Origin of the sequence: Crossiella sp. S99.2 (assembly GCF_023094165.1) — a bacterium.
Classification (GTDB): Bacteria; Actinomycetota; Actinomycetes; order Mycobacteriales; family Pseudonocardiaceae; genus Crossiella.
The window spans coordinates 458009-480471 of the sequence record NZ_JALMDK010000003.1; the positions used below are offsets into that span (position 1 = coordinate 458009).

The window sequence follows — 22463 nt, forward strand, 5'->3', positions numbered from 1 at the left end:
CTCAGTCCAGGGTCAGCACGACCTTGCCGCGGCCGTGGCCGGTCTCGACCTCGCGGTGGGCGTCCTGGATCTGGTGCATCGGGTAGGCCCGGCGGACCGGGAACTGGAGCTTGCCCTCGGCGTAGAGCGTGGCGAGGGTGCCGAGGCGTTCGGCGGACCTGGTGCCGTTGACGAGCTGAACTCCCAGGTCAGCCGCCTTGCCGTGTTCCACCAGGGTGACGATCTGCTGCGGGTTGGCGACCAGGGTCAGGGACAGGTCCAGGGCTGCTCCCCCGGCGCCGTCGAGCACCGCGTCCACCCCGTCCGGGACGAGGTCCTTGAGCTGGGCGGCCAGGGTCTCGCCGTAGATCACCGGGGTGGCACCCAGGGAGCGCAGGTAGTCCTGGTTGGCGGCACTGGCGGTGCCGATCACCTTGGCGCCGCGCAACTGGGCAAGCTGTACGGCGGCGGTGCCGACCGAACCGGCGGCGGCGTGCACCAGCACGGTGTCCCCGGGTTTGATGTCGAGCTGGTCCAGGGCGAGGGTGGCGGTCTGGGTGCCCGCGGTGAAGCCACCGGCGACCTCCCAGGGCATCTCCGGCGGTTTGGGGGTGATCGCGTCGGCCGGGACCACCACGTACTCGGCCTGGGCGTTGAGCACGGAGAAGCCCAGCACCTCCGCGCCCGGTTCGATCCCGGTGACCTGCTCCCCCACCGCGTCGATCACCCCGGCGAACTCGTTGCCCAGCGGCTGGGGAAAGGTCACCGAGCCGTAGGGCGGGGTCCAGCCGGCGCGCACAGCCAGATCGAAGGGCTGGATCCCGGCCGCCCGCACGCGCACCCGGACCTGACCGGGGCCCGGTTCCGGCAGCGGGATCTCCACCACGTCCAGGACTTCGATCCCGCCGAACCTGGTGGCCGCGGCGGCCCGCATTGTTTTGGTTGTCATGACTGGAAGTCCACTACCTCCAGTTAGGTCGAGGTCAAGCGGTGAAGGCGCGCCGGTAGTCGGTGGGTGCGACGCCGACGTGCGCGGTGAAATGCCGGCGCAGGTTCGCCCCCGAGCCGAGTCCGCAGCGTTCGCCGACCTGTTCGACCGAGAGCGCCGTGGTCTCCAGCAGGGCCTGGGCGTGTGCGAGGCGCTGGCTGAGCAGCCATTGCAGCGGGGTGGTGCCGGTGGCTTCGTGCAGGCGGCGGAAGAAGGTGCGCTGACTCATCCCGGCGCGGCGGGCCAACTCCGCCACGGTCAACGGGCGGTCCAGGTGATGGGTGGCCCATTCCAGCACCGGGGCGATGCTGTCGTCGTCGGTGGCGGGCACGTGCCGGGTGACGAACTGGGCCTGGCCGCCGGTGCGGTGCGCGGGCACGCACAGCCGCCGGGCGAGCTGGTTGGCCACGTGCGCGCCGAGGTCCTGGCGCACCAGGTACAGGCACAGGTCGAGTCCGGCGGCCGCGCCCGCGCTGGTCAGGATCTGGCCCTCGTCGATGTAGAGCACCGAATCGTCGACCTCGACCTTGGGATAGCGGCGGGCGAGTTCGGCGGTGTAGGACCAGTGCGCGGTGGCCCGGCGGCCGTCCAGCAGCCCGGCCTCGGCGAGCACGAACGCGCCGTTGCACAGCGCGGCGATCCGGGCGCCGTTGTCCGCGGCGGCCTGGAGTTCCTTGACCAGCAACGGATCCAGGGGTTCGGCGCCGTTGAGCACGGCTTCGGGGACCGAGGGCACCAGGATGGTGTCCGCGCCGTGCAGGCCCTCCAGGCCGTGTTCGGGGTTGAGCACGAAGCCGCGGCCGGCCCGGGGCAGGTCGGGGCGGGTGCCGCACAGGCGCATCTGGTACCAGGGGTCGGCCAGGTCGGGGTACTCGACGCCGAAGACCACGCAGGCCAGGCCGACCTCGTAGACGTCCCACAGCGTGGGCGCGTGGTCATCGGTCACCAGGATCGCCACGGTTCCCACGGTCATGCCGCCAGCCTATGGCAGTAATCGTGCGGATGTCGGCATTTCTGCCACTGTTGATCGAGAACGGCGGGTGTGAGGCTGATCGGGTCAGTCAGCGAAACCCTTGGGGGACAACATCATGCCTCACTCCGATGTGACCGTGCTGGGCCTGGGTCAGATGGGCTCGGCATTGGCCGCCGCATTGCTGCGCGCCGGTCACCAGACTACCGTGTGGAACCGCACCACCGCCAAGAGCACCGCCCTGGCCGCCGAGGGCGCGCAGGTCGCGGCCACCGCGGCGCAGGCTCAGGCCGCCAGCCCGGTGATCATCGCCTGCGTGCTCGACTACCCGGCCCTGCACGAGATCCTGGACCCGGCCACCCTGGCCGGGCGCACCCTGGTCAACCTCACCTCCGGCTCCCCCGAACAGGCCCGCGAGACCGCGGCCTGGGCGGCGCGGCACGGGATCGGCTACCTCGACGGCGGGATCATGATCACCCCGCCCGGCATCGGCAACCCGGCCTCCATGCTGCTCTACAGCGGCCCCCGGACCGCCTTCACCGACTCCGAGAAACTGCTGTCCGCCTTCGGCGAGGCGATCCACCTCGGCGAGGACCCCGGCGTGGCCTCGCTGTATGACACCGCGCTGCTGGGGATCATGTGGGCGACCATGACCGGCTGGCTGCACGCCGCCGCGCTGGTCACCGCCGACGGCGCCACCGCCGCCGAGTTCACTCCCCTGGCCATCCGCTGGCTCGGCGATGTCAGCGGTTTCGTCAACGCCTACGCCCAGCAGGTCGACGAGCGCGCCTACCCCGGCTTTGACGCGACCATCGACGTGCAGGCGGCCACCATCGAGCACCTGGTGCACGCCAGCGAGGTCCGCGGCATCGACGCCGCGCTGCCGAAGTTGTTGCGGGACTACGCGAAGCGCGCGGTCGCCCAGGGCCACGGCAGCGACGGCTGGGCCCGGGTCATCGAACTGCTCCGCTCCGCCTAACTCCGTGTTGGCCGTTCTGGACGGCGAGTTGGCCCAACTGGTACGCCGAGTTGGCCAAAGTGGGCGTACCAGTTGGCCCAAGTGGTACGAGTTCGGCCAAGACTGGGTACGACAACGGCCAACACGCCGGCGAGTCAGGGACGGGTTTGCCGGGCGGGCGGGGCCTCGTCGCCGAAGAGGGACTGCTGGAGCCGGGCGGTATCGGCTTCGGTGTCGGCGGTGCGCGGGAACATGGTCTGTTCGTAGGCGGTGAGCGCGGACTCGACGTCGCCGGGGTGTGCGGCCAGGGCCTGGCCGAGGTCGGCGCCGTCGAGCATGGCCAGGTTCGCGCCTTCGCCGTTGGGGGCGGTGAGGTGGGCGGCGTCGCCGAGCAGGGTCACCCCCGGCAGCCGGTCCCACCGATGCTCCTCCGGCAACGCGTAGTGCGGGCGGTGGACCGGCGCGGTGTCGCCGTCGGTGATCAGCGCGGTCAGCTCGGGGGTCCAATCGTGGAACTCCTGGGCGATCCGGGCGGTGGCCGCGGCGGCATCGGTGAAATCGATGGCGGCGAACCAGTCCAGGGGCCTGGTGAGCAGCACGTAGGTGTGCAGGGTGTCGCCGCTTTCCCGGTGCGCGTGGATCTCCCGGTCCGGTCCGACAGCCATCAGCGACCCGCCGCCGACCGCTTTCGCCGCGGCGGAGTGCCGGGTGTCGGCCTGGAACAGGTAGGTCTCGACGAAGGAGGTGCCGGTGTATTCGGGGGTGGCGGCGGAGAGCAGCGGACGGATCCGGGACCACGCGCCGTCCGCGCCGATCAGCAGGCCGGTGCGGACGGTATCGCCGTCGGCGAAGGTCACCTCGTGCCGGCCGTCGTCGAGGGTGCGGGCGGCGCTGACCTGGTGGCCCCAGCGGACGGTCCCGGCGGGGAGCGAGTCGAGGAGCAGCTGACGCAGGTCACCGCGCTGCACCTCGGGGCGGCCGCCGGTGCCGTCGTCGACCTTCTCGAACAGCACGGTTCCGTCGCGGTCGAGGATCCGCATTGCCTGGCGGCCGTCCAGGATCAGGCCGCGGAACTCGTCCATCAGGTCCGCGGCCTGTAACGCGAGCTGGCCGTTGTAGTCGTGGATGTCGAGCATGCCGCCCTGCGCTCGGGCGCTCGGCGCGGGCTCGGCCTCGTAGACGGTGGCCGGAATCCCGTGCAGGTGCAGCACCCGGGCCAGGGTGAGTCCGCCGAGTCCGGCGCCGATGATCGTGACGTGGGTGGCCATGAAACCCCTCTCTGGAATGTCGTTCCAATGTTGGAACGACATTCCAGATGTGTCAAGATGGCGGCATGGCAACGCGGTCGGGCCGGTCCCAGCGACGTACCGAGGCGCTCTCCCGGGAGCGCATCGTGGCCGCCGCCGTCGAACTGCTCGACGCGGCCGGCGAGAGCGGGCTGACCTTCCGGGTGCTGACCGAGCGCCTGGCCACCGGGCCGGGGGCGATCTACTGGCATGTGGCGAACAAGGGCGAGCTGGTCGGCGCCGCGACCGAGGCCGTCATCACCGCCGCCCTGACCACCGAACCCGCAGACTCGCCGCAGGCGGAGATCCGGGCGGTCGCGCTCGGTCTGTTCGAGGCGATCGAGCAGCATCCGTGGCTGGCCACCCAGCTCTCCGCGCAGCTCTCCGGCAACCCGTGGGGCGCGGTGACACCGCGGATCTTCGAGCGCATCGGCCGCCAGATCCGCGCGCTCGACGTGCCCGAGCACAGCTGGTTCACCGCGACCTCCGCACTGGTGCACTACATCCTCGGCGCCGCGGGCCAGAACGCCGCGAACGCCGGAGTGCTCGGACCAGATGCCGACCGGGCCGAGTTCCTGGCGACCGCCGAGGCGGAGTGGGACAAGCTCGATCCCGAGGAGTACTCGTTCCTGCGGGCCGTGGCCGGGCAGATGCGTGAGCACGACGACCGCGAGCAGTTCCTGGCCGGCGTCGATCTGGTGCTCGCCGGGGTGCACGGGCTCCGCCCGAAGGGGTAGACCCGGCGTTAGTGGTTGGACTCCCCCGCCGGGCCCGGACTTCACTGGCCCGATGCGCCTTCCCGACGGCTACTCCCTGCAACGGCCGACGCTCGCCGAGGTTCCGGAGATCCTCGCCCTGGTGCACGCCAGTGATGTCGCCGCGGTGGGATTCCCCGACTTCGACGAGTCCGAGGTGACCGCGGCGCTGACCGGGACCGAGCAACCACCCGACCCCGTGCCGGGCTACACCATCCGGCCGCTGCGGACCGAGGAACTGCGTGCCTGCCACGAACTGGTGTGCGCCACCTTCGCCGAGACCGCCCACCCGCTGCCCGGACACCGCGGCCGCGGCCTGGCCTCGGCTCTGCTGCGCGCCGCCTTCGCCGGGTACACGGCCGAGGGCCGGAGCAAGGTCGGGCTGGGCGTGGACACCACCAACCCGACCGGCGTCTACCGGCTGTACGAGTCCCTGGGCATGACCTTGGCCTACCGGGTCAACGTCTACCGGCAGGTCATCACGGTCTGAACGGATACTGGCCCGGTTTGGGCAGCAGGAAGGCGACCGAGGGACCCACGCGCGCCCCCGGCCGTCCCCTCCGGTGGCCACCGGAGCGGCGATCGCCGCCAGTGTGGCCGCCAGCTTGAGATCCATCGCGCCTCCCCTAGGCACGAGGCCATCCCCGCAGTGCTTCGCGCCGGAGCGGCCGGGCATTTCTTCCTGGCCCCGAACTCACCTGGATGGCCCTGCGCGTGGGCGCTGACCAGCACCGTCAGTCGATGGTGCGTGGTTGGTCAGCGGGCCCGGCCAGGCTGCCGCCATGACCAGCAACCGCAACGTCCTGATCTCCGGCGCCAGCATCGCCGGACCCGCCCTGGCCTTCTGGCTGCGCCGCTATGGCTTCAACCCCACCGTCGTCGAACGCGCGCCCGTGCTGCGTCCCGGCGGGTTCGCGGTGGACTTCCGCGGCCCGGTGCACCTGGAGGTGTTGCGCCGGATGGACATCCTGGCGGAGGTCCGGGCCAACCAGACCGACGCGGGCGAGATGATCGTGGTGGACCGGGACGGGCGGCAGCAGGCCAGGCTGCCCGCCTACCTCACCGCGGGCGAGGTGGAGATCCTGCGCGGCGACCTGAGCCGGATCATCCACGACCGCACCAAGGACGACGTGGAGTACGTCTTCGGCGACTCGATCACCTCGCTCACCGAGACCCCCGACGGCGTCGAGGTGACCTTCGAACGCGGTGCGCCGCGCACCTTCGACCTGGTCGTCGGCGCGGACGGGCTGCACTCCAACGTCCGCCGCCTGGCCTTCGGCGCGGAGGAGCGGTTCCTGCGCCACCTCGGCTACTACGTGTGCGGCTTCTCCATGCCCGGCCACCCCGGCCCGGACAAACACAACCGCCTCTACAACGAACCCGGCCGCGGTGTCGCGCTCGGCGGCGTCGAGGCAGGCGCGCTGCTGGTCTTCGCCAGCGACCCCCTGGAGTACGACCGGCGGGACCCGCGGCAGCAGATGAAGATCGTCGAGCGGGCCTACGCCGGGATGGGCTGGCAGGTGCCCAAGATCATCGATGCCATGTGGGCGGCGCCGGACTTCTACTTCGACTCGATCAGCCAGATCCACCTCGACCGGCTCTCCCAGGGGCGGATCGTGCTGCTCGGCGATGCCGGGTACGGGGCGACCTGCGGCGGGCTGGGCACCGGGCTGGCCGTGGTGTGCGCGCACGTGCTCGCCGGAGAACTCCGGGCCGCCGGCGGTGATCACCGGGTGGCGTTCCGGGCCTACGAGCGGATCATCCGGGAGTACGCGACTGGGTGTCAGAAGACCTCGGACAACGCCGGGGCGTTCCTGGCCCCGCGCACCGCCTTCGGCATCCGGCGGCGCAACCTGATGTACAAGGCACTGGCCTCGCCGCGGTTGAGCGGATTCTTCAACAAACTCACCACCAAGGCCGCCTCCGGTCTGCAACTTCCGGCCTATCCGTGTTGCCCTGGTTCGAAGACCTCTCACTAATTGCGACATCCGGTCGTATCCGCATGTGAGCCTGATCGCCCCATCAGGACATCTTCGCAGGTCAGGGCTTTATCAAATCATGGTCAAGCCTGCTGGGCAGCTAGTCTTCCGATGGCTCCGGTCGACTGCGCGGTCCCGGCCGAATTCTGCGAAACATCTGGGGAACGAGAACGGAGAACTGCCTTGGGGCCGGTGTTCGAGCGGGCGAGCGTCGAGGACATCGACGAGTTACTCCGGCTCTACCGCAAGGTCTACGGCCGCGCCTACGCGCTGCCGCTGGGCACCGATCCGCAGGTGATGGCCGCCGAGATCACCTCCGACCGGACGAGCTGGCTGGTGGCCAGGGACAACGGCGACCTGGTCGCCTCCATCGTCGGCAACGTCGAACCCGCCGACCGGCTCGGCAAGATGCAGGGCCTGGTGGTGCACCCCGAGCACCGCGGTGGCGGCCTGGCCCAGCAGGCGGTCAGCTCCCTCGCGGAGCTGATCCTCTCCGACGGGCGCGCGGACTCCGTCTACGGCACCGCGCGCACCACCTCCACCGCCCCGCAACGGGTCTGCCTGCGCAGCGGGTTCAAGGCACTGGGCATCTTCCCGAACCTGCGCAAGGCCGCCCGGCACGAAACCATGGTGCTGCTGGCCCGGCACCAAGAGGGCGTGCTCGAACAGCGGCACCCGGTGGAGCGGGTCCCGGCCAGTCTCGGCCCGCTGCTGGACGCGGTGGACAAGGTCGTGGGCCTGCCCGTCCGGCCCGAGCTGGTGCCCGATGCGGAGGTGCCGGTGCGGCGCGGGGAGAGTGCGCCGGAGGTCGAGCTGATCAGCGCACCCCGGTTCGTGCTGCGCCGCTACAACGAGCAGCTCACCAACGCCGACCGGCGCTTCTACCCCTTCCACACCCCGAACGTGCTGCTGGCCGCGGCCGACGGCTCCTACGAGGTGTTCGCGCACCTGTCCGGCAACGACGGCTACTGCACGCTGATCGGGGCCAACCCGGACGCGATGGCGGTGGCCCGGCACCTGGACCTGCTCATCGAGCAGCTCAACGACTACGGCGCCTTCTACATCGAGACCCTGGTGCCACTGCACGCCTTCGACGAACTGGGCCAGCTGCTCGCGCACGGCTTCCTGCCCGCGGCCGCCTACCCGGCGATGCGCCGCGACGGTGAGCTGTTCCGCGACTACGTGGTCATGGCGCGCACCATGCAGCCCCTGGACTTCCGGGGCCTGGCCATCGACGCGGCCTTCCAGCCGTTCACCGAGCAGTACATCGAAGCCTGGAAACAGATGTATCTCAACACACGCGGGGTGTTCCGGTGAGTTCCTACCTCGGACCGGTCACGGTCCCCGACCCGGCCGCGCTGGACGCGGTGCAGCGGCTGTGCGACCTGGCCGCGCCGTACGCGGCAGGCGCCGACGCGGACGAGTTGTTCGTGGCGGCGATGAACGAGTCCAACGCCTGGCACGCCGAGCGCTCGCCGTTCTTCGACTCGCTGTGGCAGAGCAAGGGCCGCGCTGTGCTGGAGTCCATTGTGGACTTGGCGCGGCAGCCGTTCGTGCACGCCAACTTCTTCAAGATGCACGAGGTCGTCTCCATCCCGCGCGATGAGGTCAAGCTGCACGTGACCTCCTCCGGCACCACGGGTCAGAAGTCGCAGATGTTCTTCGACGAGTGGACCCTGCGCGCCGGGCAGCGGATGGTGGCGCGGATCTTCGACCACTACGGCTGGATCGACGACAGCCGCGCGGTGGACTACCTGATCTACACCTACCAGCCCCGGCCGGGCCTGAACCTGGGCGCCTCCTTCACCGACAACTACCTGTGCGAGTTCGCCCCGGTCAACCGGGTCGAGCACGCCCTGCCCAGCACCGGCACCGGGCACGAGTTCGACGCCTTCGGCGCGATCCGCTCCCTGCTGCGCTCGGCCGAAGACGGTGTGCCGGTAAGGATTCTGGGCTTCCCGGCGTTCCTGTCCTTCACCCTGGACCGGATGCGCACCATGGGCATGAAGCCGATCCGGCTGGACCCGGCCTCGCTGGTGGTCTTCGGCGGCGGCTGGAAGGGCAACGCGGACAAGCAGATCAGCAAGCCCGAGCTGTACGGCAAGATCGCCGAGCAGCTGGGCATCCCGGACGAGCGGATCCGGGACGGCTTCGGCTCGGTGGAGCATTCGGTGCCGTATATGGAATGCGCCCGCCACAACATGCACGTGCCGGTCTGGTCCCGGGTGCTGATCCGCTCGGTCCGCGACCTGTCCCCGCTGGGCTACGGCGAACCCGGTTACCTCCAGTTCGTCTCCCCGTTCATCACCTCCGCACCCGCGCAGAGCGTGCTGATGGGCGATCTCGCCTCGCTGCACACCCCTGCCGAATGCGGCTGTGGCGCCCCGACCCCGTGGATCCGGATCCTGGGCCGCGCCGGGTTGAGCCGGAACAAGAGCTGCGCCATCGCCGCCGCCGAACTCCTGAAGGACAAGTCGTGAACCAGCACTACTGGCAGGGCGAGTGGGTCACCGACGCCGAGGCCGACCGCAGGCTGGACACCCTGGAGGAGCTGACCCAGCAGGTGCTCGGCGGCGAACCGCTGAGCCCGCTGCTGGTGCTGGCCGCCGCGGACAAGCTGGTCAGCCAGCTCCGTGACGCGAACAGCCCGGTGCGGCAACGCCTGGCCGACCGGCTGGCGGCGTGGCACGTGCCCGCGGCCGAGATCGAGGCGACCCTGGCCCAGCTCACCGGCGCGCTGAGCCGGGAAACCTTGGAGCGCAAGGTCGTCCGCGAACTCGGCGGCATCGACCCGGGCCGGCTGACCCGGGTCGACTTCCGGCAGGAGATCTTCGAGGCGTGGGCGCCGGTCGGGCTGCTCGCGCACATCGCCCCCGGCAACGCCCCCGCCGCCGGCGCGATGAGCGGTCTGGAAGGGCTGCTCTCGGGCAACCTCAACGTGATCAAGACCAGTGGGGACGACTCCCGGTTCACCGCCGAACTCCTGGCCGCGCTGGCCGAGGCCGATCCGACCGGGCAGATCGCCCGCCGGGTGATCGTGCTGCACTACTCCTCCAGCCGCAAGGACTGGCTGGAGCGGATGTGCGCACCGGCTGACGCGGTTGCCGCCTGGGGCGGCGAGGAAGCCCTCGCCGGGGTGGCCTCGGTGCTGCGACCCGGCTGCCGCCTGGTCGACTGGGGCCCGAAGCTGTCCTTCGCCTACCTCACCACCGCCACCTGGGCCGAGCCGGACACCCTGCGCGCGGTGGCCGGAGACGTGTGCCTGCTTGACCAGCAGGCCTGCTCCAGCCCGCAGGTGATCTACCTCGACACCGAGGACGAGGCGGAGGTCTTCGCCTTCGCCGAGCGCTTCGCCGCGGTGCTGGCCGAGACCGTGGCCGCCACCGAGGTCCGCGCGCCCAGTGACCCGGAATGGGCAGAGATCACCAACACCGTGCTGGTCACCGAGCTGGAAGAGCACCTCGGGCTGACCAAGGTGCACGCCGCCGCGGACGGGTCCTGGCGGGTGCTCGCCGACACCCGCTCCGCGCTGCGGGCTTCCCCGCTGTTCCGCACGGTGTGGGTGAAATCATTGTCCCGCAAGAACATCGGCCAGGTGCTGCGGCCGATGCGCCGCTACCTGCAGACCGTGGGCCTTGGCGCGGACCGCGACGAGGTGGCCGCGCTGACCCGCGCGCTGATCGGCGCGGGCGTGCAGCGGATCACCATGCCCGGCCGGATGCTGGGCAGCTACGACGGCGAACCGCACGACGGCGTCTACGCGTTGCAGCGCTACAGCCGCCGGGTCGACGTGCAGCTGGACGCGCGGTTCACCGGGCACGCCTGCCTGGACGATCTGGTCTCCTCCCGCCCGCTGCCGCCGCCCGCCGTGCCGGTGACCACCAAGGCGCGCTTCGATGAGTTGCAGACCGACCTGAGCCGGGCCGAGGTGTTCTTCCGCAGCGGCGGCACCACCGGCGAGCCCAAGCTGTCCGCGTTCAGCTGGGCCGACTACGACGAGCACATGCGGCACGGCGCCGAGGGCCTCCTCGCCGCCGGGCTGGACCCGCGTACCGACCGCACGATGAACCTGTTCTTCGGCGGCCAGCTCTACGGCGGGTTCCTCAGCTTCTTCTCCGCGCTGGAACGCCTGGGCGCGGTGCAGTTCCCGATGGCCGGCCAGCAGAACCTGCACGACCTGGTGGCCAAGTCCATTGTGGACAATCGGGTGGACACCCTGCTCGGCATGCCCAGCTACCTGCTGCGCCTCTTCGACGAGTCCGGCGACACCCTGCGCAACTACCGGGGTGTGCGCAAGATCTTCTACGGCGGCGAGCACTTCAGCGAGGCCCAGCGGCAGTGGCTGACCGAGGAGTTCGGCGTCGAACTCATCCGCAGCGCCGCCTACGGCAGTGTGGACGGCGGCCCGCTGGGCTACCAGTGCCCGGACTCCCCCGCTCGGGTGCACCACCTCTTCGCCGGCATCCAGACCCTGGAGATCCTGGACCGGGAAGAGGATCGCCCGGTCGGCCCCGGCGAGACCGGCCGCCTGGTCTTCACCGCGCACACCCGCCGCGGCCAGCGCCTGGACCGCTACGAGATCGGCGATCTGGGCCGCTGGCTGGCCGAGGACTGCCCGTGCGGTCGGCGGACGCCGCGGTTCGAGTTGCTGGGCCGTTCCGGGGATGTTTTCCGCAGTGGCGGGCACTTCCTCAACTACCGGCGGTTCGTCGCGGTGGCCGATGAGGCCTTCGCCTACGCCGGTGATCTGCAGATCGTGCTGGACGAGCAGGACGAGCGGGAGAGCCTGACCATCCGCCTGGAGCGGGGCCGGGCCAACCTGGACCCGAACGCGGTGCAGGCGGAGTTCCTGGCCCGCTACCCGGAGCTGACCGTCACCGCGGTCCGGGACAACCTGGTGGACCTGCACGTGCAGCTGACCGATCCGACCACCTTCGACCGGACCGGGGCCAGCGGCAAGCTGGTCGCGGTGGTCGACCGGCGCGCTCGCAACAGCTGAGCGCGCGAAGGGCGGGCCGGAACCCCGAGCCCGGTCCGCCCTTCCTCCTTTTTAGACAGTGCCCAGCCAGCGCTTGAGGGCGACCGCCAGACCGTCGAGATCGCCGGTGTCCGCGGCCCAGGCCACGAAACCGTCGGGACGCACGAACAGTCCGCTCAGCCCGGCGCCGTCTGCCTTGCCCCGCACCAGGTCCAGGCGGTCGGTGTAGGGCTTGGCCAGCGCCGCGAGGTCCTCGTCCTCGGTGAGGTCGACGAGCAGGGACCGGCCGCTGTGGGTGTGCTCGGCGAGCCAGGTGCCGTCGTCGAGTTGGAGGGCGGGCATCATCGCGCCGGTCAGCGGATGGCCCTCGCCCAGCTCGTAGTGCTGCCACAGACCGGAGACCCGCCGTGCGTAGTAGGTTGCCCCGTCCCGGGTGCCGAGGAAGTCGGTGACCAGGCCGCGCAGGGCGGTGCTGTAGGCGTCGCCGCGCATCACCGCCACCTGGGACCGGGTCCACTCCAGCACCCAGGCGCCGATCGGGTGCCGTTCGCTGGTGTAGGTGTCGAGCAGGCCCTCGGGCGCCCACCCGCGGATGGTGGCGGCGAGCTTCCAGCCCAGGTTGACCGCGTCGCCCAGGCCAAGGTTGAGGCCCTGGCCGCTGAACGGCGGGTGCACATGCGCGGCGTCCCCGCAGAGCAGCACCCGGCCGCGCCGGTAGGTGCTGGTCTGCCGCGTGTGGTCGGTGAAGCGGGTGCCGCCGGGGGCGAGGTCGGTGACCCGGACGTCGCGGCCGCTGACCCGCCGCAGACTGGCCTCCATCTCGGCCGCGGTGACGGGTGCGGTGCGGTCGGCCGGGAGCCCGTCCAGCTCGAAGGTGCGCATCCAGCCCGGTTTCGGCCCGTAGACGTACATGCCGGTCGGCGTGTGCTGCCAGCCGCTCCCCAGCAGTTCCGCTCCCACCACGGTGCCCGCGGCCTGGCGGGCGGTCATCGTCGGTTCGGCGCCGGGGAAGTCGAAGCCCGCCTGCCGGCGCACCAGGCTGCGGCCGCCATCGCAGCCGACCAGCCAGGCCACCCGGACCTCGCCACTGTCCAGGTGCACGGTGACCCCGTCCGCATCGGCGTCGAACCCGCTCACCTCGACCCCGCGCCGGACTTCCACCCCCAGCTCCGTCGCGTGCTGACCGAGGAAGCGCTCCACCTCGATCTGCTGGATGTGCAGGTACCAGTCCGGACCGCGCCCGCGCAGGCTGGGATCGTCCAGGTCGATGGGCGCGGCCGGGACCAGGATCCCGCCGAAGTGCCCGACGAACGGCGACCGCTTTCCCTTGTCCAGGAACGGCGACTGCTCGGCCGCGGCCATCAGTGCCGGGAGCAGTCCACGCCGCTCGAATGCCTCCACGGCGGCGGTGTTGATCGCCCCAGCCTTGTTCGTGGTGTCGAGTTCGCTCAGCCGTTCGACGACGAGCACTCGCACCCCGGCCAACCGCAGTTCGGTGGCGAGCATCAGGCCGACCGGCCCGCCGCCCGCCACCAGCACGTCGTAGTCCAGCGACGTCGACATCCGGCAACCTCTTTAAGATAGATCGATGTATCTTATCGCACCTCACGGTAGGACACTGAGTTAAGATAGGCAAGTCTATCTAGTGGAGGGGTGCGGGTGGCCGAGCGACGCCGCGGGGCGGCACTGGAGCAGGCGCTGCTGGACGCGGCCTGGGCGGAACTCACGGCCAACGGTTACGCCAGATTCACCATGGACGGCGTGGTCCAGCGCGCGGGCACCAGCCCGCCGGTGCTCTACCGCCGCTGGTCCGACCGCGAGGCCCTCGTCCGGGCGACCATCAGCCATGTCCTGGCCCGGTCCCGGCTCGCCCTGCCCGACACCGGCAGCCTGCGCGGCGATGTCCTCGCGCTCCTGCGGGAGATCAACGCCACCCGGGTCCAGCTGATCATCGTGATGAGCGCGCACCTGGCCGGGTACCACCAGCAGACCGGCGCCAGCCCCGGCGACCTGCTCGACACCGGCGAGGACACCGACCTCACCCTGCTCTTCGAGCGCGCGATCAGCCGCGGCGAGATCACCGGCAAGAACCTCAGCGACCGCGTCAAGAACCTGCCGTTCGACCTGCTGCGGCACGAGATCCTGGTGACCTTCACCTCGGTGCCCGACCGGGTGCTGGCGGAGATCGTCGACACGATCTTCCTGCCGCTGCTGCGCTGACCGCCGAAAGAACGAGTAACGCCGGCAGTGCTGGCTGAAAGTACGAGGGGTGCGCACGCCGGCTCGGCCAGGGTGGGGCGCATGGCGATTCTGTCTCGAACTGCCCGCGGCCGAACCCGGCTGGCCACGTCCTGGTTGCTGGCCGGCAGCGCGGTCGCGACCCTGACCGGTGCGGCACCGGCCTCGGCGGCCTCGATCCCCGCGGTCCAACCGCTGGTGTTCGACTCACCGGGCTGGCGGGCGCTGCCGCAGTCCGATCGGCAGCTGTTCACCCAGTTCGCGCACGTCTCCACCACCTTCGACGGGCATGCGGCGGGGGTCTGGTCCCCGTCGTTCCGCCCCGACCGGATGGCCCGCGTGGTCGGGGCCCTGCCCGAGGGCGCCGGGCCCGGGACGCGGCCGCGGTATGCCTACGCGATCGGTCACCCGGATCCGGCGAAGCTGGGCGCCGCGACGCCGGTGGATCTCCCCCGGGAGCTGGGACTGCCCGCGGTGCACCGGATCTCGGACGGGCCCGCGTTGGACAAGTTGCGCGATCTCCCCTTCTACGAGGTCGACGACGCCGCCGTGGTGCACTTCAACTACGGGACGGGGGCCTCGTTCGACCCGGGCACCTGGCTGCTGTCCCGGATCGATGTGCACGAGGCCTTCCACCACTTCCAGTCCACCTTCCGCCCCGCGGTGCCGGGCCAGCCGAACCCGAGGGACTTCCCGAGGGGTCCCGCGGCGGTGCACGCCCTGGCGCTGCTGGAGGACCGGGTGCTGGCCGCGCCCGGCCCGGCGCGCGAGCGGCTGCGCACCTTCCTGGCCATCCGCGCCACCCGCTACGCCCAGGTACCCGCGGTGGTGGACCTGGAGCGGCAGCAGGACCAGTGGGAGGGCACGGCCCGGTTCGCCGAGGACCGCTACGTCGAACTCGGCGGGCAGACCGTCGTGCACGAGGACCGCACCCCGGAGGACCGGCGGGGGTTGTTCTTCCACCTGGCTGGCAACCGCAGTTACGCCGTGGGCGCGGCGATCGGCAGGCTGCTGGAGCAGTCGACCGGCGAGTCCTGGCGTGGCTTGATCGCCGAGGGGAACGCGCCGGCCGACGCCGCGGCCAAGCTCGTCGGCACGCCCGAGGGCGCCGAACGGGAGCGGCTGATCGAGGAGGCCAAGGGGCGGCACGACTATCCGGGGCTGCTGGCCAGGATCACCGCGGCCGACCTGCCTGGCCTGAACCTGGACGAACCGAAGCGCTGACCACCGCGGCCGGGACGGGGACGCTAGGCGTCAGGCGGATTCCCGTCCCGGACCGCGTCCAGGTACTCCGCGATGGCGTCCCGGTTGCGCACCAGCGCCTCGATCCGCCCCGACATCCGGTCCCGCTCACGTTCCAGGGTGGTGATCATCTCCGGGGTGGCGTCCGGGAAGTGGATGGTGCGGGGTTTGTTCAGGCAGGGCAGGATCTGCTTGATCAGCCGGGTGGGCAGCCCGGCGTCGAGGAGGCCGCGGATCTGTAGGACCCGGTCCACGTAGGTCTCGTCGTAGGAGCGGTAGCCGTTCTGGCAGCGCTCGGCCAGGATGAGGCCCTGCTCCTCGTAGTAGCGCAGCAACCGCCGGGGGGTGCCCGTACGCTCCGACAACTCTCCGATCCGCACGTCAGCCCACCTTACCGATGAGGAGCCGGCCCGATGCCCACCGCGGAGAACGCCCCCCTCAACGCACTGCTCGGCCTGTGGCGCTCCAGTGGGGAGACCCTGGACAGCCCGCCGGTGCGGATCATCGGCACTGACGAGTACACCTGGTTCGCCGGCGAGCATTTCCTGGTGCACCGGGTGGATGTGCGGTTCGGCGGTGAGCACGTCGAGGTCCTGGAAATGATCGGCCCCTACGATCCGGCCACCGGCGGCTACCCGATGCGGGCCTTCGACAACCGCGGGGTGCTCGCGGAGATGATCGCGCGGGTGGACGCCGAGGGCGTGTGGACCTTCCTCGGTCCGGACACCAGGGCCACGCTGCGGATCGCCGAATCGGTGATGGCCGCGCGGTGGGAACGCCTGGTGCGCGGGGAGTGGACGCACTGGCTGGACATGAGTTTCAGCCGCGCCTGATCAGGCGGTGTGTGCCCCGGGGCCGGGGGTGATGTCCAGGTCGGTCCTGGTCAGCTGGTCGTGACCGGCGCCGCAGGTCAGCACCGCGTGCACCGGCTGGCCGCAGTCGTGGTGGGTCAGCAGCACCGACGGCCCGGCCGGGTCGGCCACGTGCTGATCGCCCCACTGCATCAACGCCACCAGCACCGGGTACAGCTCGCGGCCCTTGCCGGTGAGGTGGTACTCGGGGCGGGCGCGCTGGCCGGGTTCCCGGTAGCTGTCGCGGTGCAGGATGCCGTGTTCGACCAGGGTGGCCAGGCGCTGGGTGAGCAGGTTGCGGGCGCAGCCGATCCGGCGCTGGAACTCCTCGAAGCGGGTGGTGCCGAAGAACGCCTCACGCAGCACCAGCAGTGACCACTTCTCCCCGACCACGGCGAGCGTGCGCGCCACTGAGCAGTTGTCGGTGCTGACCTCGGCGACTTCGGACATGCCCTCAGCCTACCCTTGAGTTGTGAATCCGAACTGAGGTCGGGGCCACTACCGGCTGACAACCGGTTCACAACTTCCTGACAACTCACCCCTACCGTCGGTGACGGCCACTCCACCGCCGAAGGGATCCGCTGTGCCCCTGCGCAAACCCGCCGTGTCCACCGTCGCCGCACTCCTGCTGACGCTGAGTCCGGTGCTCGCCCAGGCCGAGGCGGAAGGCCAGGGCGTGGGCGTGGTGGCCTACGACCTGGGGCGGGCGGCTTTCCGCACCCCGGCCATGCCCGAGCCCCTGGAGCTGACCGCGGTGGTGCACTACCCGGTGCGGCGCAGTTCCCGGCCCGCGCCGGTGGTGTTGATGCTGCACGGCTCCTGGCACTCCTGCGCCGACGACGCGGCCTGGCCCTGCGCCAGCTCCGCGCCGATGCCCAGCCACCGCGGTTACGACTACCTCGGCCGGGCGCTGGCCGAACGCGGGATCATCGCGATCTCCATCGCGGCCAACGCGATCGAGGGCCAGTGGAACCGGCCCGGCGGCAGCGGCCCGGCCCAGCCGATGCAGCCGTACCAGGCCCGCGCGGACCTGATCAACAAGCACCTGGCGATGTGGCAGCGGCTGGCCGCCACCGGGGACGGCGAACTGGCCGGGCGGTTCACCGATCCGGACACCGGCGCCGCCCGCGAGGTCGACTTCCGCGGCCGGGCCGACCTCACCAGGGTCGGCACCCTGGGCCACTCCCGGGGCGGCAAGGGCATCATGTGGCAGGCCGCCGACCGGGAACGGGCCAAGGTCCCGGCCGGCGTCCGGATCCGCGCGGTGCTGCCGGTCGCACCGGTGTACTTCCCCCTGGTGGAGGGCGATATCAGCGACGGACTGGTGACTACCGCGCCGGTCCGGGTGCTGGTGAGCACCTGCGACGGCGCGGTGGGCGAGGCCGGCCGCGGTTACGTCCGCGACGCGCTGGCCGCCGGCACCCGGTATCCGGCCGCGGTCAGCACCTACACCGGCGGCAACCACAACTTCTTCAACACCCAGTGGTCGCCGGGCAGCGGTCAGCAGCACGCCTATGACGACGCGCCCGGCCGGGAGGAGAACCCGCCGCTGCCCGAGGGCCAGTGCCGGGAACCCCAGTCCGGCGCCGTGGTCAAGCAGCTCGACGAGCAGCGGCAGCGTGGCCGGGCCGTGGACGAGGTGATCAAGTTCTTCACCCGCGCCCTGACCTGATCTCAGACCGGGTGCACCGCGACCTGCTGACCGCGGTGGCGGGGTGTCTCGATCTCCTCGACCACCGCGGCGGCGAAGTCCAGCGCGGACAACGCGCCCTCGGTCCGCGGCCAGCCCGGCGCGACCAGCCCGCCGTCAGTGCGATGCCCCGTGCGCCCGGCCTCGAAGTCGAACTCCCCGATCGGGCTCAGCACCAGCCAATCAAGGCCGTCGGTCTTGGCCAGCACCTCCGTCCCGGCCAGGTGCCCCAGGCAGAACGGCTTGAACTCCGCCGGGAACTCCGGCACGTCCATCAGCCGCACCCCCGGCGCGGACTCCAGCAGCACCGCGATGCCCAGCACCAGCACCCGCACCCCGGGCACCGCGGCCAGGGCCTGGGCGGCGGCGGTGTAGAAGGCGGCCGGGTCGGCGCTGAGGTCGTAGACCGTGCTGACCGCGACGTCGTGGCCGGGGACCAGCGCGGCCACCGAGGCGGCGTCGGTGACGTCTCCGGTGACCACCTGGCCGGGCAGGTCGGGGTGCCGGGCCGGATCGCGGACCACCGAGGTCACCTGGTGACCGCGGGCCAGCGCCTCGGCCACCACCAGCCGGCCGACCCGGCCACCGGCGCCGAAAACGATGATCTTGCTCATGGGTTCCCCAGTTCGTCAGGACCGTGCTGATCACGGCGCTGACCTGGACGCTATCCACGACATACTTGTTACTTCAAAGGTACTTGGCTACCGTTTCGGAAGTGACCAAGCCACTGCGTCCGGACCTGTTCGACCCGGCCTGCCCCACCAGCGCGCTGCCGTTCCGGATCGGTGACAAGTGGACCGCGATGGTCATCCGCTGTCTGGAGGACGGGCCGCGCCGGTTCACCGAACTGCGGGTGCCGATGGCCAGGGTGACCCCGAAGGTGCTCACCGAGACGCTGCGCGCGATGGAACGCGACGGCATGCTGACCCGCACGCACTACCCGGAGATCCCGCCGCGGGTGGAGTACGAGCTGACCGGGCTGGGCCGCTCGCTGCTCGGGTTGCTGGAGACCTGTTGCACCTGGGCCGATGAGCACCTGCCGGAAGTCCTCGCGGCCCGCGCCGAACACGAAGCGCGGATCGGCTGATGACCGAGCTGTGGCGGTCTGCCCGGGAGAGCTGGATTGATCACCAGGGCCGGGAGTGGTTCCGGAGCAAGCCACGCTGGCTGCCCGAGCGGGACGCGCGGCGGTTCGTGCTGCGCGGCTCGACACTGGTCGCGGTGGAATCGGCCGATCCCGAGCTGACCTGGCTGGATCCGGCCGCGCGGCCGGGGTTCTGGGCCGAGCGGGTGGCGGGCCGGGTGGACGGCGAGGCGACCGTCCAGCACGAGCTGAGCTACGGCGTGAGCATGTGGCGCAGTGCCACCGGCGCCCGGCTGGTGCTGATCACCGAGCACTGCTGATGGGTACAAGCGAGACGACACCGCCCGGCTACAACCAGGCCGAGCTGGCTGAACACCTTGGCCTACGGGCCTGGCAGGTCGCGGTGGGCCGCGAGTTCGGCCTGATCCCCGCACCGGACCTGGACCCGCGCTGGTCCGCCACCACGGCCGCCGCGCTCACCGGCGAGGCCGACCGCATCCGCGCGGCGGTGGGCGCCGAGTACCCGATCGGCGGGCAACGCGCGGCGGGCAGGCTGGCCGTACTCAGCGGCCTGGACGTCACCCCGGCCGACGTGGCCGCGCTGGCCGAGCAGGGCCTGCTCACCGTCGCCGCGAGATACACCAGCAACGACCGCTCGCACGACCTGTTCGCACCGGCGCAGCTGGACCGCGTGGCCGCCGAGCAGGCCGCAGCACTGGCCGCGGTGGTGGCCGAGCGCATCGCGTGGATCGTGGCTGGCCTCTCGATCGCGGACGCGGCCACGGCGCTGGGCTGGCAGCGGCAGGACCAGTTCCTGGAGTTCGCGCAGCGGCGGGGCCTACTCCAGAAACATGGCCACTACGCCCGCACGGACCTTGAAGCACTGGTCGCCGAGGGCGGCTGAATCCGTTACGCCATCACCGGTTTCGGCTCGCGCAGCTGGGCCAGCGCGACCGCGAGCACCAGCAGTCCACCGGCCTGGGCCAGGGTCAGCAGCTGCGGGCTGACCGCGTCGCCGAACGCGCCGAAGGCCAGGAAGGCGATCGGGAAGGTGGCGCTGATCGCGGCCTGCAGCGCGGCGAAGAACCTGCCCTTGACCTCATTCGGCACCACCTGCTGGAACAGCGCGGTGAACTTGACGTTGGAGACGCCGAGGAACCAGCCGCTGGCCGCGAGTGCGATCGCGTAGAGCCACTGGTCCACCAGCAGCCCCGGCACCGCCAGGCACAGCCCGAACAGGGCGATGCAGACCGCGCCGAAGCGGGTGGTGCGGCTACCGGTGGGGATGCTCGCCGCGAGGAAGGCGCCCAGCAGCAAACCCAGCCACAGCGCGGCTTCCAGGATCGCCAGGGTGCCCGCGCCCTGTGCCAGCACGAGTTTGGTGTAGAGCGGCAGCACCAGCAGGGTCGGCGCGGAGAAGAAGTTGGCGGCGGCGAAGCACACCAGTAGCGGCCGCACCCCGGGCATCGAACCCAGGAAGTGCCAGGTGCCACCGTCGGCCGCGGGTGCGTCCGCCGGGCGTGCGGGCGGGGCCGGGACCGGGGTGAACTTGGCCGCGGTCAGGCACAGCGCGGCGATGGCGTAGCTGGCCGCGTTGAGCCAGATCGCGCCGGTGAAGCCGACCGTGGCCAGCAGCACCGCGCCGAAGGCCGCGCCGGCGAAGTTGGCCACCGACTGGGTGGCCGCGCCGAAGCCGACCGCGCGTTCGATGTCCTTGCCCGCCACCAGTTCCGGCAGTGCCTTGAGCAGGCAGGGGTCGAAGAACGCCTGGCAGGTGGCCAGCACCAGCGCCACCGGGTAGACCATCCACGGCGCGACCGCGTCCTGGGTGGCCAGGATCGCCAGCACGGTGACCACCGCGCAGGCGATGAGTTCCGCGCGCAGCATCACCGTGCGGCTGGGGCGGCGGTCCAGGCGGCGGCCGATCTGGCGGACCAGCAGCAGCGGCGGCAGCGCGCCCAGCACCAGGAACGCCCCGGAGGCCAGCCCTCGGGTGTCGGCGGGCAGGCTGCCCAGCAGCCACCACAGCAGCGCGATCTGGTAGACCCGGGTGCCGCCTTGGGAGAGCACCTGGCCCACCCAGACCAGGGCGAAGTTCTTGTTGCGCAATAACATCAGGCGCCGCGCTCATCGAGCAGCCGGACCAGCTTGCCGGTCCGCGGGTTGATCTTGAGCCCGTCCGGGCCCGCCCATTCCACCGCTAGGGGCTGGATCAGGCCGCGCTCGACGTGGTCGGCGAACATCGGCCGCAGCTCGTCCAGGGACACCGCGATCGCCTTGGCCAGCTCCTCCTGTCCGGTGACCGTGCCGCCAAGCCGGAGCACGAGCTGGTCCTTGGCGTCCTTGCGCCGCAACACCACCTGGATGCCGGTGATGGACTGCCCGGCCGCCGCACCCTCCACAATGGAACGCAGATCGTCCAGGTAGACGGTCACCGGTCCGACCCGCGCGCCCTCGTCGGAACGCCCGAGCAGCCGGAAGGTCCGCGACTCGAAATCGGTCCACTCGGCCAGATCGCCCACCGGGTACCGCACCACCGGCTGCAGGGTGCGCACCAGGTCGGTCACCACCACCCGCCCTGGCCGGCCCGCCTCCTGGATCGGCTCGCCGGAGTCGATGTCCAGGATCTCCATGATCCGCCCAGGGAAGACCCGGTGGATCCGCGCGTCCTGCTCACCCTCGACCGGCCCGCCCAGGATGCCGCCGTCCACGCTGGCGTAGCCGATCGAGCGGACCTGCGCGCCGGGGAAAGCGGCGTTGATCAGCGCCCGCTGGTCGCCGTAGAAAGCCTCGCCGCTGAACAGCACGATCCGCACCAGCGGCAGCGAACCCACGGTGTCCACCACGTGCTGGGCCAGCTGGCACAGCGAGGTGGGCGGCGCGGCCAGCACGGTCGCGCCGAACTCTTCCAGGGTCTTGGCCACGAACTCCAGCGGAGCCGAGCCGGCGATGGGCAGCTGCACGGTGTCCACCGGCGCGTCCTGCAGGGTGTTGAGGGTGAAGATGAAGCTGGAGTACAGCTCCCCGGCGTAGAACAGGTTCGCCACCCGGTCCCCGTCGACCAGTCCCGCGCCGACGAGACCGGTGGAGAAGGTCTCGCTCATCTCCCGCCACTCCGCGCGGGTGTAGACCGACACCCGCGGCGCGCTGGTGGTGCCGCCGGTCTTGAACACCAGACCGCCGACGTGCTCGCCGGTGTGCAACCGGTTGTCCCGCAAGGTGTTCGCCGCCCAGTACCCGGCGTGGTCCACGATCGGCAGGTCGGTCAGGTCCGGCGCGGGTGGCAGCTCCGCGTAGAGTTCCCGGTAGTAGGGGGAGCGCTCGCGGACCAGGTCGACGAGTGCGGAAACAGACAAGCCAGCCACCTGTGCGAAACCTCCAGCCAGGTCAGGACAAAACACCTGAGGCTAGCGTCCGCCGTTTGGCGTTTTCCCAGCTCGCGCAACGGATGTGCGCACCGACACC

The 22463-nt window shown here is 71.1% G+C and carries 23 protein-coding genes; 14 read left to right on the forward strand and 9 right to left on the reverse strand.

Features of this window, described 5'->3' with window-relative positions:
- Position 1 precedes the first annotated feature (1 nt).
- Complete coding sequence (locus MZC64_RS13425; RefSeq protein WP_247757437.1) at positions 2 to 913, reverse strand: NADP-dependent oxidoreductase; 912 nt, start codon at positions 911 to 913, stop codon at positions 2 to 4.
- 49 nt (positions 914 to 962) lie between these two features.
- Complete coding sequence (locus MZC64_RS13430) at positions 963 to 1940, reverse strand: GlxA family transcriptional regulator (protein ID WP_247756854.1); 978 nt, start codon at positions 1938 to 1940, stop codon at positions 963 to 965.
- 115 nt (positions 1941 to 2055) lie between these two features.
- Between MZC64_RS13430 and MZC64_RS13435 the strand changes: the two genes are divergently transcribed.
- A complete protein-coding gene (locus tag MZC64_RS13435) occupies positions 2056 to 2916 on the forward strand; it encodes an NAD(P)-dependent oxidoreductase (RefSeq protein WP_247756853.1) in 861 nt (286 codons plus the stop codon).
- A 134-nt stretch (positions 2917 to 3050) separates the two neighbouring features.
- Here the strand turns inward: MZC64_RS13435 and MZC64_RS13440 are convergent, their stop codons facing one another.
- Positions 3051 to 4163 carry an NAD(P)/FAD-dependent oxidoreductase gene (locus tag MZC64_RS13440; protein WP_247756852.1) on the reverse strand — a complete coding sequence of 371 codons (1113 nt, stop codon included), beginning with the start codon at positions 4161 to 4163 and terminating at the stop codon, positions 3051 to 3053.
- Between the two features lie 65 nt (positions 4164 to 4228).
- Between MZC64_RS13440 and MZC64_RS13445 the strand changes: the two genes are divergently transcribed.
- From MZC64_RS13445 to MZC64_RS13470, 6 genes are all read left to right on the forward strand, one after another.
- Positions 4229 to 4918 (forward strand): TetR/AcrR family transcriptional regulator, encoded by a 690-nt coding sequence (locus MZC64_RS13445; RefSeq protein WP_247756851.1) that lies wholly within the window; start codon positions 4229 to 4231, stop codon positions 4916 to 4918.
- Positions 4919 to 4970: 52 nt separating this feature from the next.
- Positions 4971 to 5426 carry an N-acetyltransferase gene (locus MZC64_RS13450; protein WP_247756850.1) on the forward strand — a complete coding sequence of 152 codons (456 nt, stop codon included), beginning with the start codon at positions 4971 to 4973 and terminating at the stop codon, positions 5424 to 5426.
- Between the two features lie 292 nt (positions 5427 to 5718).
- Complete coding sequence (locus tag MZC64_RS13455) at positions 5719 to 6915, forward strand: FAD-dependent monooxygenase (protein WP_247756849.1); 1197 nt, start codon at positions 5719 to 5721, stop codon at positions 6913 to 6915.
- Between the two features lie 192 nt (positions 6916 to 7107).
- Positions 7108 to 8232, forward strand: coding sequence for a GNAT family N-acetyltransferase (locus tag MZC64_RS13460; protein WP_247756848.1), 1125 nt, complete (start codon positions 7108 to 7110; stop codon positions 8230 to 8232).
- Positions 8229 to 9395 carry a hypothetical protein gene (locus MZC64_RS13465; RefSeq protein ID WP_247756847.1) on the forward strand — a complete coding sequence of 389 codons (1167 nt, stop codon included), beginning with the start codon at positions 8229 to 8231 and terminating at the stop codon, positions 9393 to 9395. Before MZC64_RS13460 ends, MZC64_RS13465 begins: the two co-directional genes overlap by 4 nt.
- Positions 9392 to 11914 carry an acyl-CoA reductase gene (locus tag MZC64_RS13470; protein ID WP_247756846.1) on the forward strand — a complete coding sequence of 841 codons (2523 nt, stop codon included), beginning with the start codon at positions 9392 to 9394 and terminating at the stop codon, positions 11912 to 11914. The genes MZC64_RS13465 and MZC64_RS13470 overlap by 4 nt, the downstream gene beginning before the upstream one ends.
- A 51-nt stretch (positions 11915 to 11965) precedes the next feature.
- Here the strand turns inward: MZC64_RS13470 and MZC64_RS13475 are convergent, their stop codons facing one another.
- Complete coding sequence (locus MZC64_RS13475; RefSeq protein ID WP_247756845.1) at positions 11966 to 13456, reverse strand: FAD-dependent monooxygenase; 1491 nt, start codon at positions 13454 to 13456, stop codon at positions 11966 to 11968.
- Positions 13457 to 13552: 96 nt separating this feature from the next.
- Between MZC64_RS13475 and MZC64_RS13480 the strand changes: the two genes are divergently transcribed.
- Positions 13553 to 14113, forward strand: coding sequence for a TetR/AcrR family transcriptional regulator (locus MZC64_RS13480; RefSeq protein WP_247756844.1), 561 nt, complete (start codon positions 13553 to 13555; stop codon positions 14111 to 14113).
- Positions 14114 to 14194: 81 nt separating this feature from the next.
- Positions 14195 to 15355, forward strand: a complete 1161-nt coding sequence (locus MZC64_RS13485) for a hypothetical protein (RefSeq protein WP_247756843.1) — start codon at positions 14195 to 14197, stop codon at positions 15353 to 15355.
- A gap of 23 nt (positions 15356 to 15378) precedes the next feature.
- Here the strand turns inward: MZC64_RS13485 and MZC64_RS13490 are convergent, their stop codons facing one another.
- Positions 15379 to 15753 (reverse strand): MerR family transcriptional regulator, encoded by a 375-nt coding sequence (locus tag MZC64_RS13490; protein ID WP_247756842.1) that lies wholly within the window; start codon positions 15751 to 15753, stop codon positions 15379 to 15381.
- 33 nt (positions 15754 to 15786) lie between these two features.
- Here MZC64_RS13490 and MZC64_RS13495 point away from each other — a divergent pair, with 33 nt between their 5' ends.
- A complete protein-coding gene (locus tag MZC64_RS13495) occupies positions 15787 to 16206 on the forward strand; it encodes a hypothetical protein (RefSeq protein WP_247756841.1) in 420 nt (139 codons plus the stop codon).
- On the opposite strand, the gene MZC64_RS13500 is transcribed toward MZC64_RS13495, so the two are convergent.
- On the reverse strand, positions 16207 to 16674 hold the full coding sequence (locus tag MZC64_RS13500) for a helix-turn-helix domain-containing protein (RefSeq protein WP_247756840.1): 468 nt from the start codon (positions 16672 to 16674) through the stop codon (positions 16207 to 16209).
- Positions 16675 to 16807: 133 nt separating this feature from the next.
- Here MZC64_RS13500 and MZC64_RS13505 point away from each other — a divergent pair, with 133 nt between their 5' ends.
- Positions 16808 to 17896, forward strand: a complete 1089-nt coding sequence (locus MZC64_RS13505; RefSeq protein ID WP_247756838.1) for a hypothetical protein — start codon at positions 16808 to 16810, stop codon at positions 17894 to 17896.
- 2 nt (positions 17897 to 17898) lie between these two features.
- Here MZC64_RS13505 and MZC64_RS13510 read toward each other — a convergent pair whose 3' ends face one another.
- Positions 17899 to 18528 carry an NAD(P)-dependent oxidoreductase gene (locus tag MZC64_RS13510; RefSeq protein WP_247756836.1) on the reverse strand — a complete coding sequence of 210 codons (630 nt, stop codon included), beginning with the start codon at positions 18526 to 18528 and terminating at the stop codon, positions 17899 to 17901.
- Positions 18529 to 18629: 101 nt separating this feature from the next.
- Between MZC64_RS13510 and MZC64_RS13515 the strand changes: the two genes are divergently transcribed.
- The 3 genes from MZC64_RS13515 to MZC64_RS13525 are packed head-to-tail and all read left to right on the forward strand — an operon-like array spanning position 18630 to position 19902.
- Positions 18630 to 19001, forward strand: a complete 372-nt coding sequence (locus MZC64_RS13515; RefSeq protein WP_247756835.1) for a helix-turn-helix domain-containing protein — start codon at positions 18630 to 18632, stop codon at positions 18999 to 19001.
- Complete coding sequence (locus tag MZC64_RS13520; protein ID WP_247756833.1) at positions 19001 to 19318, forward strand: hypothetical protein; 318 nt, start codon at positions 19001 to 19003, stop codon at positions 19316 to 19318. The genes MZC64_RS13515 and MZC64_RS13520 overlap by 1 nt, the downstream gene beginning before the upstream one ends.
- On the forward strand, positions 19318 to 19902 hold the full coding sequence (locus MZC64_RS13525) for a hypothetical protein (protein WP_247756832.1): 585 nt from the start codon (positions 19318 to 19320) through the stop codon (positions 19900 to 19902). Before MZC64_RS13520 ends, MZC64_RS13525 begins: the two co-directional genes overlap by 1 nt.
- Positions 19903 to 19907: 5 nt before the next feature.
- On the opposite strand, the gene MZC64_RS13530 is transcribed toward MZC64_RS13525, so the two are convergent.
- Both MZC64_RS13530 and MZC64_RS13535 read right to left on the reverse strand, forming a co-directional pair.
- Positions 19908 to 21113: an MFS transporter gene (locus tag MZC64_RS13530; protein ID WP_247756831.1), complete on the reverse strand. Its 1206-nt coding sequence runs from the start codon at positions 21111 to 21113 to the stop codon at positions 19908 to 19910.
- Positions 21113 to 22354: a phenylacetate--CoA ligase family protein gene (locus tag MZC64_RS13535; protein WP_247756830.1), complete on the reverse strand. Its 1242-nt coding sequence runs from the start codon at positions 22352 to 22354 to the stop codon at positions 21113 to 21115. Before MZC64_RS13535 ends, MZC64_RS13530 begins: the two co-directional genes overlap by 1 nt.
- Positions 22355 to 22463: the final 109 nt, after the last annotated feature.

What these genes read in the sequence shown, in the direction of transcription:
- MZC64_RS13525 (WP_247756832.1), top strand. Translation starts at nt 19,318, where the DNA reads ATGGGTACAAGCGAGACGACACCGCCCGGCTACAACCAGGCCGAGCTG.
- MZC64_RS13450 (WP_247756850.1), top strand. Translation starts at nt 4,971, where the DNA reads ATGCGCCTTCCCGACGGCTACTCCCTGCAACGGCCGACGCTCGCCGAG.
- MZC64_RS13530 (WP_247756831.1), bottom strand. Translation starts at nt 21,113, where the DNA reads ATGTTATTGCGCAACAAGAACTTCGCCCTGGTCTGGGTGGGCCAGGTG.
- MZC64_RS13500 (WP_247756840.1), bottom strand. Translation starts at nt 16,674, where the DNA reads ATGTCCGAAGTCGCCGAGGTCAGCACCGACAACTGCTCAGTGGCGCGC.
- MZC64_RS13520 (WP_247756833.1), top strand. Translation starts at nt 19,001, where the DNA reads ATGACCGAGCTGTGGCGGTCTGCCCGGGAGAGCTGGATTGATCACCAG.
- MZC64_RS13455 (WP_247756849.1), top strand. Translation starts at nt 5,719, where the DNA reads ATGACCAGCAACCGCAACGTCCTGATCTCCGGCGCCAGCATCGCCGGA.
- MZC64_RS13510 (WP_247756836.1), bottom strand. Translation starts at nt 18,528, where the DNA reads ATGAGCAAGATCATCGTTTTCGGCGCCGGTGGCCGGGTCGGCCGGCTG.
- MZC64_RS13430 (WP_247756854.1), bottom strand. Translation starts at nt 1,940, where the DNA reads ATGACCGTGGGAACCGTGGCGATCCTGGTGACCGATGACCACGCGCCC.
- MZC64_RS13475 (WP_247756845.1), bottom strand. Translation starts at nt 13,456, where the DNA reads ATGTCGACGTCGCTGGACTACGACGTGCTGGTGGCGGGCGGCGGGCCG.
- MZC64_RS13485 (WP_247756843.1), top strand. Translation starts at nt 14,195, where the DNA reads ATGGCGATTCTGTCTCGAACTGCCCGCGGCCGAACCCGGCTGGCCACG.
- MZC64_RS13495 (WP_247756841.1), top strand. Translation starts at nt 15,787, where the DNA reads ATGCCCACCGCGGAGAACGCCCCCCTCAACGCACTGCTCGGCCTGTGG.
- MZC64_RS13440 (WP_247756852.1), bottom strand. Translation starts at nt 4,163, where the DNA reads ATGGCCACCCACGTCACGATCATCGGCGCCGGACTCGGCGGACTCACC.
- MZC64_RS13445 (WP_247756851.1), top strand. Translation starts at nt 4,229, where the DNA reads ATGGCAACGCGGTCGGGCCGGTCCCAGCGACGTACCGAGGCGCTCTCC.
- MZC64_RS13435 (WP_247756853.1), top strand. Translation starts at nt 2,056, where the DNA reads ATGCCTCACTCCGATGTGACCGTGCTGGGCCTGGGTCAGATGGGCTCG.
- MZC64_RS13425 (WP_247757437.1), bottom strand. Translation starts at nt 913, where the DNA reads ATGCGGGCCGCCGCGGCCACCAGGTTCGGCGGGATCGAAGTCCTGGAC.